The sequence below is a fragment of the Cupriavidus sp. TMH.W2 genome (assembly GCF_050847365.1).
Classification (GTDB): Bacteria; Pseudomonadota; Gammaproteobacteria; order Burkholderiales; family Burkholderiaceae; genus Cupriavidus.
Map to the genome: position 1 here is coordinate 1,917,382 of NZ_CP193792.1, position 12,711 is coordinate 1,930,092.

Here is a 12,711-nt window from a genome sequence, read left to right on the forward strand (position 1 = left end):
CTGATTACAAGTTCCCTGGAACGGAAACGAGATATTGCACTTATCGTAAGCGGTTTAAGTTCTTATCTTTTTTATGACAAAATAATCCCACTCCCATCTTTCCAGGTGAGATCGGAGAATGGTGATTGCTTGATTTCCGTTATCCCGTTCGATACGGATTCAGAAACTCCGACATAGCGACCGAAGGCGGGCGCGCCGGTTGCGACACGATGGACAGCGGCCGTGTCAGTCGAGGAAAGTCCGTGCGCAACTCAATTACGGCCCCGTTATCCAACATGCACTGCACCAGAATTCTCGACAGACAACTGATGCCCAGGCCAAGCTCGACGGCGTACTTGATCGCCTCGGAACTTCCCAATACGGTCTGGGGAATGAGCGGCCCAAGGTAATTACCAATGGTCGTGCTCGCTGCGATCTTCAGATGACAGGGCGGATGTCCCCCAGAAAACTCCCGTTCGATTTTGCGCGCATCCCATATGAGCCGAGTAGCCCGTTCCTGAAGCGCGCGTCCCGCGTCATTGAGTACAAGCCGCTTCGAGACACGGTCGAATAGCGTGACCCCGAGGGTCTGCTCCAGCTCATTGACGGCCGAGCTCACGGCCGACTGCGACAGCGCTGCTTCGTCTCCCGCGGCAGAAGTGGATCCCATTCTCGCCACGGTCGAGAATAATTCCAACTGCCGAAGAGAGAATCGCAACGTCGCCATGATTAGCTCTTCTGCACCAGTCTCGGGCGGCCGTCGTCAGGCGCACTGGTCGGCTTCGTCACATCGGTCAACGCTTCCAGCAGCAAGTGCGAGAGATGTGCACGAGGATTATCGCGAGGTACCAAGATACCAAGGCGACGCATTAAAGGCGGCGAGCCGAACGGGATGGTGCGGATAGATGCCGGAAACTCGCTTTCGACACCCCGAGCCGGCACGACTGACGAGCCGAGACCGTTGGCCACCATGGCGATGACACCTTCGAGCGTATCGATCTCCATCGTCGACCGGACCGCGATCTGGCGCCGCACCATCTCTTCCTGGACAAGCAGGCCAACGCGAGCTGTGCGATTGAATCGAACGTAGGGCGTCGTCTCCAAAATCCCCTTGTCCGAGTCTCCTCGGGTCGTGGTATGTGTGATCACCACGAACTCCTCGTTAAAAAAAGGCATGAACTGCAGGTCCAGGCGCGGGACCTCCGGTTCGGTGACGACAGCCACGTCCAATTGCCGTCGATATACGGCCCGCTCCAGATCATGGGTAAGACCCGTGGTCAGGTGGATGTCGATTCGGTGCCCCTGTTGATGCAGTCGTTTCAACGCAAGCGGCAAGACGCCAGACACGCAGGTATGCACGGAACCGAGCTTCAGGACACCGCCGGCCGCTTCGCGTTTGAGAGCCGCGCTCATGCTCTCCCAATGGGTCAAGAGGTCACGCGCACGATTCGTGAAGGCAAGCCCGGCGTCCGTCAACACGGGGGGCCGGCGACTCCGGTCGAAGATTGTGATGCCCAGCTCTTCCTCGAGAGCGCGCATTTGCATGCTGACGGCAGAGACCGTCAGCCCGATGGCATTGCCCGCCTCAGCAAAGCTTCCTCTGTCGGCAATGGCTACGAGTGTGTAAAGCGTTTTGACGTCCATGTCTGACAATCTGATGTGTGATTCAATCCGCTAGCGCGCTGCGCCGTCATTTTGCCGCATGGACTTTGCGCATGCGGACTAAAGCCCCAGCAAACGACGGGCGTTGCCGCCCATCACCTTCTCCATGTTCTCGGGACGAATCGGCAAGGCCTCGAACCATTGCTTGTAGTCCCGCACCGGGCAAAAAGGAAAGGAGCTTGCATACAGCATGCGGTCGGCCAGGAACGAGTCCGCGGCCTTCACGTATTCCTCCCAGCCTGGCATGCGCGAGAAATACATGTCCGGCGACAGATACATGTTTGGCCGACGGAATGCGATGTGCAGGATTTCCGTCACCCAGGGCCATCCACCATGCACGACGACCACCTTCAACTTGGGAAAGTCCGTCAGGACGCGGTCGGTTTTGACGGGATCGGAGTAGCTCAGATCCGGACCAGCGGTGCCGCCGACCATCATGATCACGGGCACGCCCAGGTCTTCGCAGTGCGCGTAGATGGGGTACAGACGCCGGTCATCGGCATACATGGGAATCGGATACGAACCCGGCTCGATGTTGATGGCCTTGAACCCGCTACCGACCGCATCGGAGATCGTCTTGCACGCGGCCACCCGATTCGTCGGATCGATGGACGCGGCACCAATGAAGCGTTGCGGATGGTCACGCACGATTCGCGCGACATCCTCATTCGACACACTGCCCAGTGTCCCGGCGAGACGCCCAACCACAACGCCCTTGTCCACGCTTGCCTCATCCATTTCCTTAAGCAGCACGTCCATGGACTGTTGTTGAGCGGCTGGCGACGGCTCGAAGCCAACGGTACGGGTCAAGCCGTCGCGGCGCTCACCTGCCGAATACATCAGCGTATCGAGGAAGCCACCGACCGGCGGGCGGAGTCTGAAATCAATGATCATGTCGTGTTCCTGGCTCTGGTTTGCTGCGGGAGTGTCTTTACATCACCTCGTTCTTGCGATCATCGGTCTCGCCGTATCGGTGCAATGCCGGCGGCTTGAGACCGGCGTAGAGCTTTTCGATTCCAGCGTTGATGACTTCGGCGTGCTGCGCGAACAGGGAGTTGCCCTCCAGGTCGCTCTCAACAATGAATGGACCGAAGTTCTCCACCTCGAACATCCACATCGCCTGCGCAATGCCTAGTTCGTCGAGCCAGAACACGTCCCTCACCTGCTTGATGCCCCGACCGAGCAGCGCGCCGGTTCCATAGCCGACAGTCGTGAGGTAGATTGCTCCACCAGGCGCGAGCACCCGCTTGTAGTCGTCTGCCGGCATGCCACCCTTACCGATGAAGATGCGACACGCGGTCTTTTCCATCCACTTTGGTATCCACTTGGAGAAACGGAAACTCGCGGTGGCGGTCACTGCACCAACGTTATAGCTCCCGTCCTCATTGGGCGCGGCGGCAGGTGAGCAATGAAAGTTGACATTGCTGAGCCCGCGCAGCTCAACCGGCGGCTCCAGGCCCTCGTCGAGCACCTTCTTGTAGACGCCTTCTCGTGCCGTATAGATCACCCCCGTGAGATAGACGGCAGAGCCGAGCTCGAGCTTTGCAATGTCTTCCGTCTTGGCGGGGAGGTTGACGCGGAAGACCTTCAGTTCATCATCTTGCGGGCTTACCATTCGACCGTCTCCCTGCGCAGGTAAGGGGTGAACCACTGGGGGTCCGTGCGATATTCGATATTGCCGTCTGCATAAATGCGCGCTGTAGCACGGCGCGACGACAGACAGAATGTATGAAGGCTGATCGGCATCCCACCCGTGTGGGTGTGGCCCACCTCGATATGGCAGTCGACCACCATCGAGGAACCCACGAAACCCATGGCACCCATGCCAATCGAGTTGCCAAGCTTCATAAGCTCCAGTTCGAGCTCGGCGATCTTCGGATCGGGATTGCGGTCGCCCACTACGCGCAGACATGCCGCCTGCTTGCCGAGTTGCATACACGTATCCTTGGAGCCGCCCAGGCCGATGCCGACGATTGCCGGCTGGCAGGCCAGGCCGCGCTTGCCGAATGCGATCAGGGTGTCGAGGACGAATCGCTTAATCCCGTCGATACCGTCGCCGGGAAACAACATACGGTAATCGGTCCCGAACAGGCCGCCCTTGTGGACGGTGGTAATGTCTACCCAATCGGCATCGGGTTCGAATGACCATTCGATCTCGGGCGCATTGATACCAACGTTGTTGTTGTTGTCCGTGCGCCAGAGTGGATGCACGCGATTGGGGCGTAGCGGAATCGCCAGCGTGGCGTCGGCTGTCGCCTTGCGCAATGCGCGCTCTACTGCAACGAAACCGCGTTGCACCGTAGCGTTGTTTCCCACCTTCACATAGTAGCGAGGCAGGCCCGTGTCGGCGCACATTGGGCGGCGGTCCTGATCGGCTGCTTCCCAGTTGTCCTGCATCGCGTGGATCACGAATCGCGGCAGCTTTCCGGTCTCGGTCTTCTGCAACTCCTGGATGCCTTGCTTGTAGTCCTTCGGGATCTCGATCGCGGCGCGTTTCATGATCTCGAGCGCGGCTTCCTCGACCCGATCGATAGAAATGGTCATCGTAGCGGCCCTTATGCTGCAACTTTTGGGGGTTGACCGGCCTCACCGGCAATCAGTGATTTTCCTGGCGTCACGATGTCGAACTTCACCGGGACCATCTCCAGGCGAATGTCATCGCCATCTGCCGTCACCCGGGTATAGCGACTGCTGTGCAGATCGCCGGGTTCTGGAAAGTCTTCGCGAGCATGGGCCCCGCGGCTGTTCTCGCGGGCCAGCGCGGATACGGTAACCACGCGCGACATGTCCACCAGGCTTTGCAGATTGAGCCAGTCATGCCAGGTGACGTTGTAGCGGCGGTCCCCGTCGGGAACGCCCATGGCCAGCAGGGCGTCGCGGTGGGCGGCGACGGAAGAAAGCCCGCGGCGCATCGCCTGTTCATTGCGCAGCACGCCAACGTCATCCCACATCGTTTGCGCCAGCGCATCGCGCAGTTCGTGGATCGCGCCCGGCGTCTTCGAAAAGGGATACTCGGCACGTTCGACGCCACTCAGGATGACCCGCTTGTCTGGTTCCTTCCAGTGCTGCACCTTCGATACATAGGCGGCCATGGAATCCCCCGCAATGCCGCCAAAAACCGTCGAGTTCGCCACGCCGTTTCCGCCCAGTCGATTGGCGCCGTGCACGCCGCCGCAGTCCTCCCCGGCTGCGAACAGACCAGGAGAAGCAGTGCTGCAATCGACATTGAACTCCACGCCGCCCATCAGATAGTGGGCGGTTGGCACGACCTCCACGCGTCCGCCTGCCAGGTCGAAGCCGCAATCCTTGCATCGGTTGACCATCCCCGGGAAGGTTTTGGCCACCTTCTCCGGACCAAGGTGACTCATCTGGATATAGATGCCCCCCATCGGTCCGGTCCGACCGGCGCGCATTTCGGCGTAGATGCCACGGCTGACCACGTCCCGCGTCGCTCGCTCTCCGCGGGGGTCATAGTTGGTCATGAAGCGGTCACCGTTGCCGTTGATCAGCCAGCCGCCGGCGCCGCGCAGGCCTTCCTCGAGCACCGTGCCGGTCATGCGGGTATCCGGGCCGCCCAGCAGGCCCGTCGGATGGAACTGGACCATCTCCATATCTCGGAGACTCAGCCCGTAGCGCATGGCCATCGCCAAGCCGTCGCAGGTCTTGTCACCGGAGGGCGTGTGGTAACGGTACATCGTCGGTCCCGCACCGGTCGCCAGCAGAACGGCCTTGGCCTGTATGAAGCGATAGGTGCCGCGGCGCATGTCGATGAAGAGCACGCCAGAGATACCCGAGCCGTCCGCGGCCGGAATCAGTTCAATGGCCCGATGCTCCTCCAGCTCTTCCACATCGAGCGCCCGCCCCTGTTCCATCAGGCGGTTGATGATCTCAATGCCAGTCAGGTCAGCCTTGTGAACCGTGCGATCGAAGCTCTGGCCAGCGAATGCCTTCTGGTGCAGCGTGCCGTCTGGATTGCGATCAAAGAAGCATCCGATCTCATTCTCGAGTTCGCGCACGCGCTCGATCGCACCCTCTACGAGCCGCCATGCCAGATCCTGGCGCGGCAGCCACTTTCCGCCTTCGATCGTGTCCATGAAATGACGCTCAACCGAGTCGCCTGTGGACAGTGCCACGTTGTAGCCGCCCTGGACCATCCGCGTGCAGCCGCACTTCCCTAGTAGACCCTTGACGGCCACGGACACCTTGAGCGCGGGATTGGCCTTCTTGGCATGGAGGGCTGCAAACAACCCTGCCCCACCCGTGCCAAGGATCAGGATGTCTGTCTTGTGGTTCTCGATTTGCATTTCAGATTACCCCCAGGACAAAGATCACGCCGACGAACAGCGACAGCGCGCCTCCCCAACTGATCCACGACAAGCGCGCATCGCGGGTGGAACTCCATGGCAGAAGCTCCAGCGCCAGCAGTCGCAGGCCAAAGCACATGTGAATGGACAAGAGCAGAACCAGGCCCCATTCGCCAAACTTGACGGCGCCCATGTCGGCAAACTTCAGAAACGCGTCCATACGGGCCCGCTGGTCAAGAGCGAGACCCAAGACATAGAAGTGAGCAGGCAGAAAGATTCCAAGCGCAAGGCCCGAGAGACGGTGCCCAAGAAACGCCCAATAGGCACGGTGATTTCTCGGAGACTTCATGACAGCAGCCCTCCCACCGCTGCCACGGCGCGCAGACCCATCGACAGCAGCAACAGCCCGAACAAGAAGCAGAAGATCGATGCAGCACTGCGGCTCAACCTGGCCCACTCGATCAAGATGTTGCGCAACCCGATTGGCACATGGACTGCCACGCTGACCACAAACAGCGAGTAGAACGGGATCCAGAGGAGGCTGCCCTGTGTGCGGGAGAGAATTTCGGCTGCGGTCAATCCACCTCGCACCGCATACAGAATGACGCCCAGGTGCACAAGCACGAACGGCGCCATGACCATCGCGCTTAGGCGCTGGAGTGCGAATAGACGCTGCTCCATGATCAGTCACCTCCCTTCAGGAATTGCAACAATGCGTTCTTCTTAAGACCTGCGATGCTGCCAGTCGGACTCAAGCTGACGGGACAGTGGGTCATGCAGTTGCCCTGCGTGTGGCAGGAATTGCATCCGCTGCCAGAAGTTGCCTTGTTCAGTACGTCCTTCGGGTCTGCGTGACGTTCGTCGTTGAAGAGCGTCCATGCGCGATTCAGCGCTGCTGGCCCCAGGTATTCCTTGTCCCATGCCACCACGTCGCACGAGGCATAACAGACGCCGCAGTTAATGCACTCGATGGCGGCGTCTGCCATCTTCCGCTTCTTGCTGGTCGGAGACACCGCAGCCGGCGGATCGTGACGCGTGGCGGTTCCAACAAACGTGCTACCGGCTTTCTTCCATTTGTCGAAGAACTCCGACATGTCGACCACCAGGTCCTTGATGCGCGGCATGTTACGCAACGGTTCGATTACGATCATGCCGTCTTCTTCGACACGACTGACGTGGGTTCGGCATGTCCATCGCGGCTTGCCGTTCACCGTCATCGCGCAGGATCCGCAAACGCCTACGCGGCATGCGAAGCGGTAGGACAACGTTGAATCAATGCGACGCTGCACCTCGGTCACCACATCGAGAACGGTCTGGTTCTCGCGCCATGGCACCTCATACGTCGCAAAGCTTCCTTCCTCGGTGCCGCGGGAAATGCGTACCGTTAGCGTGCGTTGCGCGGCCTTTGTCGCCTCCATCACTTTCTCCCGTTTCATTCAATGCGCTGACGCGCCAACCTGGTTGCGCGCGAAGATCGGCGCAGGATGTCCTTCCATCTGAACGTTGAGGCAAGCAGGCTGGCGGCTGTCGACTGCGGCCTTGAGGGCGGGTGCCAAGTCGTCGAGGCGCTCCACCAACCTGCCGAATCCGCCCAGGCCGGCCACGGCGGCGTCATAGCGAGCCGTTGCGCTCAACGAGCAGCCAATCAAGCGATCCTCGCCGTAGGTCCGTTGCTGAATCACGTGTTCGGCGTTCCAACGCAAATCGTTGCCAACTACGGCCACAACTGCTGCCTGTTCGCGCACTGCCGTATCGAACTCGGAAAAATGAAAACCAGCAGTGCCATCACCCATCAGCAGCACCACCGTCGACTCGGGCCGGGCAATCTTCGCCGCGATGGCGTAGCAGATGCCGCCGCCGATAGCCCCTGACATGCCATTGATGATCCGCGTCGGAGCGCTGCAGTACGCCTGCGCCCATTGACCGAATTCACCGCCATCGCAGACCAGAACAGGCGACGGTGCCTCGCGCAGGAAGGCATCTACCGTCTCGCAAAGCGCGCGAGGATGGATGCCCGAGGTGGTTGCCGGAGCGGGGGTACCACGCTCGAGACTCGCTGCCGCGACACGCTCCATCCATGCACCCCGATCCCCGGAGGGCTTACGAGCGGCCGTGTTCAGGGCGTTCAGTGCGACTGAAACATCTGCAACGCAGCGCGCAGCCAGGCGGTCGCCGAGTAGCCGCTCTGCGCGCCGGACCATGTCGACGTCGGCATCGATGACGACGATCCGCGCTGCTTTGCCGAAGACGCTTTCACGCCCAAAGCCAGTTGTGAAATCAAGGCGTTTGCCCAGCAACACAATCAGGTCCGACTCCGCGACCACTTCGGCGATCGCGCCGAGGGAAGGATCGCGCAGGCCGCGCGGGCTCTCCATCGACACGACGGGGGCACTCAAGACCTGGCTGCTGGCGCGCAGGGAAGCCTTGCGCGACCCGCGGCACAGTGAAGGTCCCACCAGGATCAGTGGTCGACGTGCTTGTCCAAGCAGTTGTGCGATGGATTCGACCGCCGCGCTCACCGGTGCCACCGGCGCCACATCCGGGATCTGGTCGGGCAGTGCATCGACGCCGGATTCGCGAGTCATCAAATCGAAGGGAAGCGCCAAGTGAACCGGGCCGCGGCGGTCTGCCATTGCCGTGGATATCGCTGTATCGACCGCGGATGCCAAAGTTCGCGCATCGGTCACTCGCTTCGACCACTTGGTCAAAGGCGAGGTCATCGCGACCTGATCCAGTTCCTGAAATGCCCCCATTCCATCCTCCGATACAGGAGAATCGCCGGAGAGCAAGAGGATCGGGCTTTCCGCTTGGGATGCCGAGTACAGCGGCGCAATACCGTTGGCGATTCCGGGTGCGGCAGTGAGCATCGCAACGCCAATTTCCCCCGTGATCTGGGACCACGCATCGGCCATGAATACAGCAGCCGCTTCATGCCGGACATGCACGATGCGGATGTTGGCATCGATGCAGGCGTCGTACAGCGGCATGATCTGATTGCCCGACAGGCTGAAGATCGTGGTGACACCGCGGCGCGCGAGCGCTCGAATGACGAGTTCGGAACCGAGCATTTGTCTCCGTACCCGACCGTTTTCGGCCGTGGTCTTTTGTGGTTGAGTTGAAATGAGTTTAAGTAATCGATATTCCTTAATCAATAATTTATAAGTTGATATTTTTTGAATCAAATGACAAAAAATGGCTTATGAGATACTTGTTTCCAGCGGCCTCAGATGAGGGTGGGGGGCGTAGACGTAAAGCCCTCTGAGAATGTCTCGCGCAAGTAATCCACAAACACCTGGGACACACGTGATGCGTGTGCTGAGTAAGGTCGAACGGCGTAGAGCCAGTCTCCAAATGCCCCCGTCGATCGCCATTGCGGCAAAACCTCGACAAGGCGACCGGTTTCCAAGGCAGATTGCGCGCTGAAGTCCGGCAATAGCGCAATGCCCAAGCCTTCGATCGCGGCATCACGCAGCGCTTCGCTGTTGTTCACTGCCAGAGGCCCAGTGACCGGGACTGTCACCGGATCAGCGTGCCTCGAACCAGTGCCGGCAATGGAAGGGACAAACGTCCAAGTGGTCGTTCCTTGCCGCCGTGGATAGTGGAGACACGCGTGATCGACCAGGGCTTGCGGCGTCTCCGGTGCTCCCCGGTTGCGCAGGTATGCACGGTTCGCCACGAGAATTGTGCGCGTCGCCGACAAGGTCCATGCGACGTGGGTTTCCGGTGGGGCGGAGGTATGTCTGACGGCGATATCGAAGCCCTCTTGTGCCAACGGCCGCAAGCGATCTGACATGTCCAGCTCTAGCTGAATTTGGGGGTATTTGCGCAGAAAATCCGGCAGACGCGGAACTAGCTGCTGCCTTGCAAACGCCACTGGCGCTGTCACGCGCAGGAAGCCTCTTGGCGCCCCTGCAAGGTCGCGAACATTGGCGTATCCCGTTGCGATCTGCTCGAATGCTCCACGCATGGATTCCACCAGTTGCCGACCGGCGTCGGTCAAGCTTGCGCTGCGTGTGGTCCTTTGAACCAGGCTAATACCGGCCGCCTTCTCGAGATCCGTGATGTGCTGGCTCATGGATGCTTTGCTGACGCCGAGACGCGCGGCGGCTTTGCTAAAGCTGCCCTGCTGCTGCAATACAACAAGCCAATGCAGGTGCTCCCAAAGTTCTTCAACGTTCTCTTTACGCATCAGCCCCCTCCTTAATCAGACATACATTTCGCATCTATAGCATGGCAGCGGTTAAATTTCCTGAACAGTAAGTTCAGTGTCGGGCGACTACCCCGGGGTCTACCCGGTCCATACACTTCAGACATCGATAACGCGGCGGGCAATTCCTCCCCGCCCAGTACTGACAGGAGATGCCCATGACTGCGTCCTACACCAACCCCTCCGAGGTGATTCATTTCGTTTCCGGAGAGCCGTATGAAGGCAATGGCAAGCGAGCGCAGGCGGTGTTCAACCCCGCCACCGGCGCCGTAGCACGCCAAGTTCGCCTGGGCACAGTCGAGGACGTCGACGCTGCTGTGGCATCGGCAGTAGCTGCATTTCCCAAGTGGGCGGACACGCCCCCGATTCGCCGGGCGCGCGTGATGCTGAAGTTCCTGGAACTGATGAACCAACACAAGGACGAGCTTGCTGCGATCATCACGGCCGAGCACGGCAAGGTGCTGAGCGATGCAGCAGGCGAAGTCAGCCGTGGCATCGACATCATCGAATTTGCCTGCGGCGTGCCTCAACTGCTCAAGGGCGACTTCACTGACCAAGTTTCGACCGGCATGGACAACTGGACGCTGCGCCAGCCTCTCGGCGTTGTCGCGGGAATCACGCCGTTCAACTTCCCCTGCATGGTGCCGTGCTGGATGTTCCCAGTTGCGATCGCCACCGGCAACTGCTTCATTCTGAAGCCGAGTGAACGCGACCCTTCGGCAGCGCTCTTCATGGCCCGTCTCCTCAAGGAAGCCGGGCTTCCCGATGGCGTGTTCAACGTCATTCAAGGTGACAAGACCGTTGTCGACGCCCTGCTCGATCACAATGACGTCAAGGCCGTGAGCTTCGTGGGATCCACACCCATTGCAAACTACATCTACGAGACCGGGGCGAGACTCGGCAAGCGTGTTCAGGCACTGGGAGGTGCGAAGAACCACATGGTGGTGATGCCTGATGCAGACATCGACCAAGCCGTGGACGGACTGATCGGCGCCGCCTATGGCTCCGCCGGCGAACGCTGCATGGCGATCTCCGTGGCAGTGCTCGTGGGCGACGTGGCCGACAAGATCATGCCAAAGCTCGAATCCCGTGCACGCGAACTGGTGATCAAGAACGGCATGGATGCCGACGCGGAAATGGGCCCTGTCGTCACGGGCCAAGCGCTCGAACGCATCGAGAACTACATTGCCCTGGGGGTGGAAGAAGGTGCACGGCTTGTTGTCGATGGCCGCAACTACAAGGTGCCCGGGCACGAACAAGGGTTCTTTACTGGCGGCACGCTGTTCGACAACGTCACTCCAGATATGCGCATCTACAAGGAAGAGATTTTTGGCCCCGTGCTGTCGTGTGTGCGGGTGGAGGACTTCACACAAGCCGTGAAGTTGGTCAATGAACACGAGTTCGGCAACGGCGTCGCCTGCTATACGCGCGATGGGCAAGTGGCCCGCGAATTCGGCCGCCGCATCGAAGTGGGGATGGTCGGCATCAACGTGCCCATCCCTGTGCCGATGGCATGGCACGGCTTCGGTGGCTGGAAGCGCTCATTGTTCGGTGACATGCATGCGTACGGCGAAGAAGGCGTGCGCTTCTACACCCGGCAGAAGAGCATTATGCAACGGTGGCCAAACGACACCGCGGGAGGCGCAGAGTTCGCGATGCCCACTGCAAAGTAACACTTTGCAGGGTCGGGGCCGGGTAGCTGTCTTACTCCGGGCATAGCACCGATTGCCGGTCACCGGCCGGAAAATTGGGCAGGTCTGCGCTCGAGGAAATGCCCAACCCCCTCCGTAAAGTCCTCGCTCTGGATGCTTTCAAACATCTCGGCATTGGCGACGCGCGTGGCCTCGGCCAAGGACTGGAACGGCTGCTCCCACAGTTGCCGCTTCATGACACGAATAGATCGGGGCGAAACGTTCTCGGCCAAATCGCCGGCATAGTCGAGCGTTGTCGCCATGAGGGCGTCCGCATCGACCACACGGTCGACCAGGCCGATGCGCAGCGCCTCGTCAGCTAGCACCTTGCGCGCCGAGTACAGCAGGTCGGCCGCATGACCGGGGCCGACCACGCGCGGCAGCAGCCAGGAAATGCCGTGCTCGGCAATCAAGCCCCGACGCGCGAACGCGGTACTGAATGCGGCGTCGGCACTGGCGAAGCGCATGTCGCTGTAGAGTGCGAACACCAGCCCCAGCCCCGCTGCCGCACCATTGATTGCCGCGATCACGGGCTTGCGCAGGGACGGAAAGTAGCCATAGCGCGTCTGGTAGTCGGCGCGCCGGTTCATGTCGAACGGGCGCATCCACTGGGCGGCGCGGATATCCCCCGGTGGCAACACTTCGAGCTCGTTGATGTCCATGCCGGCGCAGAAGCCCTTGCCTGCCCCGGTCAGCACCACCACACGCACGTTGTCGTCGCGATCGATGGCCTCCATGGCGTCGCGCAGTTCGGCCTCCATGACCTTGGTCAGCGCATTGAGCTTGTCCGGCCGGTTCATGGTGACCACGGCGATCCGCTCGCATTTTCCGGCGCGAGCAACGGTAATCTGACTGTACATGTTGCGAT

Annotated in this window: 13 protein-coding genes; 1 reads left to right on the forward strand and 12 read right to left on the reverse strand. The window is 60.3% G+C overall.

The annotated features are described in order from the left end of the window. Window positions 1-139 precede the first annotated feature (139 nt). The 11 genes from ACREYQ_RS08775 to ACREYQ_RS08825 all read right to left on the reverse strand — a co-directional run bounded on the left by ACREYQ_RS08775 (window position 140) and on the right by ACREYQ_RS08825 (window position 10,134). Window positions 140-706 (reverse strand): LysR family transcriptional regulator, encoded by a 567-nt coding sequence (locus tag ACREYQ_RS08775; RefSeq protein ID WP_432257263.1) that lies wholly within the window; start codon window positions 704-706, stop codon window positions 140-142. A gap of 2 nt (window positions 707-708) precedes the next feature. Further along, window positions 709-1,623 (reverse strand): LysR family transcriptional regulator, encoded by a 915-nt coding sequence (locus ACREYQ_RS08780; protein ID WP_432257264.1) that lies wholly within the window; start codon window positions 1,621-1,623, stop codon window positions 709-711. A gap of 78 nt (window positions 1,624-1,701) precedes the next feature. Then, window positions 1,702-2,535 carry an amidohydrolase family protein gene (locus tag ACREYQ_RS08785; protein WP_432257265.1) on the reverse strand — a complete coding sequence of 278 codons (834 nt, stop codon included), beginning with the start codon at window positions 2,533-2,535 and terminating at the stop codon, window positions 1,702-1,704. Between the two features lie 37 nt (window positions 2,536-2,572). Continuing rightward, a complete protein-coding gene (locus ACREYQ_RS08790) occupies window positions 2,573-3,256 on the reverse strand; it encodes a fumarate hydratase C-terminal domain-containing protein (RefSeq protein ID WP_432257266.1) in 684 nt (227 codons plus the stop codon). Further along, entirely contained in the window at window positions 3,250-4,185 is a 936-nt protein-coding gene (locus ACREYQ_RS08795) for a fumarate hydratase (protein WP_432257267.1), read from the reverse strand. The genes ACREYQ_RS08790 and ACREYQ_RS08795 overlap by 7 nt, the downstream gene beginning before the upstream one ends. Window positions 4,186-4,196: 11 nt before the next feature. Beyond that, entirely contained in the window at window positions 4,197-5,945 is a 1,749-nt protein-coding gene (locus ACREYQ_RS08800) for an L-aspartate oxidase (RefSeq protein ID WP_432257268.1), read from the reverse strand. Between the two features lies 1 nt (window position 5,946). Continuing rightward, window positions 5,947-6,294 (reverse strand): succinate dehydrogenase, encoded by a 348-nt coding sequence (locus tag ACREYQ_RS08805; protein ID WP_432257269.1) that lies wholly within the window; start codon window positions 6,292-6,294, stop codon window positions 5,947-5,949. Next, on the reverse strand, window positions 6,291-6,626 hold the full coding sequence (locus ACREYQ_RS08810) for a succinate dehydrogenase (RefSeq protein ID WP_432257270.1): 336 nt from the start codon (window positions 6,624-6,626) through the stop codon (window positions 6,291-6,293). Before ACREYQ_RS08810 ends, ACREYQ_RS08805 begins: the two co-directional genes overlap by 4 nt. A 2-nt stretch (window positions 6,627-6,628) precedes the next feature. Next, entirely contained in the window at window positions 6,629-7,363 is a 735-nt protein-coding gene (locus ACREYQ_RS08815; RefSeq protein ID WP_432257271.1) for a succinate dehydrogenase/fumarate reductase iron-sulfur subunit, read from the reverse strand. An 18-nt stretch (window positions 7,364-7,381) separates the two neighbouring features. Then, window positions 7,382-9,013: a thiamine pyrophosphate-binding protein gene (locus tag ACREYQ_RS08820; RefSeq protein ID WP_432257272.1), complete on the reverse strand. Its 1,632-nt coding sequence runs from the start codon at window positions 9,011-9,013 to the stop codon at window positions 7,382-7,384. A 155-nt stretch (window positions 9,014-9,168) separates the two neighbouring features. Continuing rightward, window positions 9,169-10,134: a LysR family transcriptional regulator gene (locus ACREYQ_RS08825; protein ID WP_432257273.1), complete on the reverse strand. Its 966-nt coding sequence runs from the start codon at window positions 10,132-10,134 to the stop codon at window positions 9,169-9,171. Between the two features lie 176 nt (window positions 10,135-10,310). On the opposite strand from ACREYQ_RS08825, the gene ACREYQ_RS08830 reads away from it, so the two are divergent. Further along, window positions 10,311-11,825: a CoA-acylating methylmalonate-semialdehyde dehydrogenase gene (locus ACREYQ_RS08830; protein WP_432257274.1), complete on the forward strand. Its 1,515-nt coding sequence runs from the start codon at window positions 10,311-10,313 to the stop codon at window positions 11,823-11,825. A 59-nt stretch (window positions 11,826-11,884) separates the two neighbouring features. On the opposite strand, the gene ACREYQ_RS08835 is transcribed toward ACREYQ_RS08830, so the two are convergent. After that, the gene (locus ACREYQ_RS08835) at window positions 11,885-12,703 is read right to left on the reverse strand and encodes an enoyl-CoA hydratase (RefSeq protein WP_432257275.1); all 819 of its coding nucleotides are present in this window, start codon (window positions 12,701-12,703) and stop codon (window positions 11,885-11,887) included. Window positions 12,704-12,711 lie beyond the last annotated feature (8 nt).

What these genes read in the sequence shown, in the direction of transcription:
- ACREYQ_RS08780 (WP_432257264.1), bottom strand. Translation starts at nt 1,623, where the DNA reads ATGGACGTCAAAACGCTTTACACACTCGTAGCCATTGCCGACAGAGGA.
- ACREYQ_RS08835 (WP_432257275.1), bottom strand. Translation starts at nt 12,703, where the DNA reads ATGTACAGTCAGATTACCGTTGCTCGCGCCGGAAAATGCGAGCGGATC.
- ACREYQ_RS08810 (WP_432257270.1), bottom strand. Translation starts at nt 6,626, where the DNA reads ATGGAGCAGCGTCTATTCGCACTCCAGCGCCTAAGCGCGATGGTCATG.
- ACREYQ_RS08785 (WP_432257265.1), bottom strand. Translation starts at nt 2,535, where the DNA reads ATGATCATTGATTTCAGACTCCGCCCGCCGGTCGGTGGCTTCCTCGAT.
- ACREYQ_RS08830 (WP_432257274.1), top strand. Translation starts at nt 10,311, where the DNA reads ATGACTGCGTCCTACACCAACCCCTCCGAGGTGATTCATTTCGTTTCC.
- ACREYQ_RS08820 (WP_432257272.1), bottom strand. Translation starts at nt 9,013, where the DNA reads ATGCTCGGTTCCGAACTCGTCATTCGAGCGCTCGCGCGCCGCGGTGTC.
- ACREYQ_RS08800 (WP_432257268.1), bottom strand. Translation starts at nt 5,945, where the DNA reads ATGCAAATCGAGAACCACAAGACAGACATCCTGATCCTTGGCACGGGT.
- ACREYQ_RS08825 (WP_432257273.1), bottom strand. Translation starts at nt 10,134, where the DNA reads ATGCGTAAAGAGAACGTTGAAGAACTTTGGGAGCACCTGCATTGGCTT.
- ACREYQ_RS08815 (WP_432257271.1), bottom strand. Translation starts at nt 7,363, where the DNA reads ATGGAGGCGACAAAGGCCGCGCAACGCACGCTAACGGTACGCATTTCC.
- ACREYQ_RS08795 (WP_432257267.1), bottom strand. Translation starts at nt 4,185, where the DNA reads ATGACCATTTCTATCGATCGGGTCGAGGAAGCCGCGCTCGAGATCATG.
- ACREYQ_RS08775 (WP_432257263.1), bottom strand. Translation starts at nt 706, where the DNA reads ATGGCGACGTTGCGATTCTCTCTTCGGCAGTTGGAATTATTCTCGACC.
- ACREYQ_RS08805 (WP_432257269.1), bottom strand. Translation starts at nt 6,294, where the DNA reads ATGAAGTCTCCGAGAAATCACCGTGCCTATTGGGCGTTTCTTGGGCAC.
- ACREYQ_RS08790 (WP_432257266.1), bottom strand. Translation starts at nt 3,256, where the DNA reads ATGGTAAGCCCGCAAGATGATGAACTGAAGGTCTTCCGCGTCAACCTC.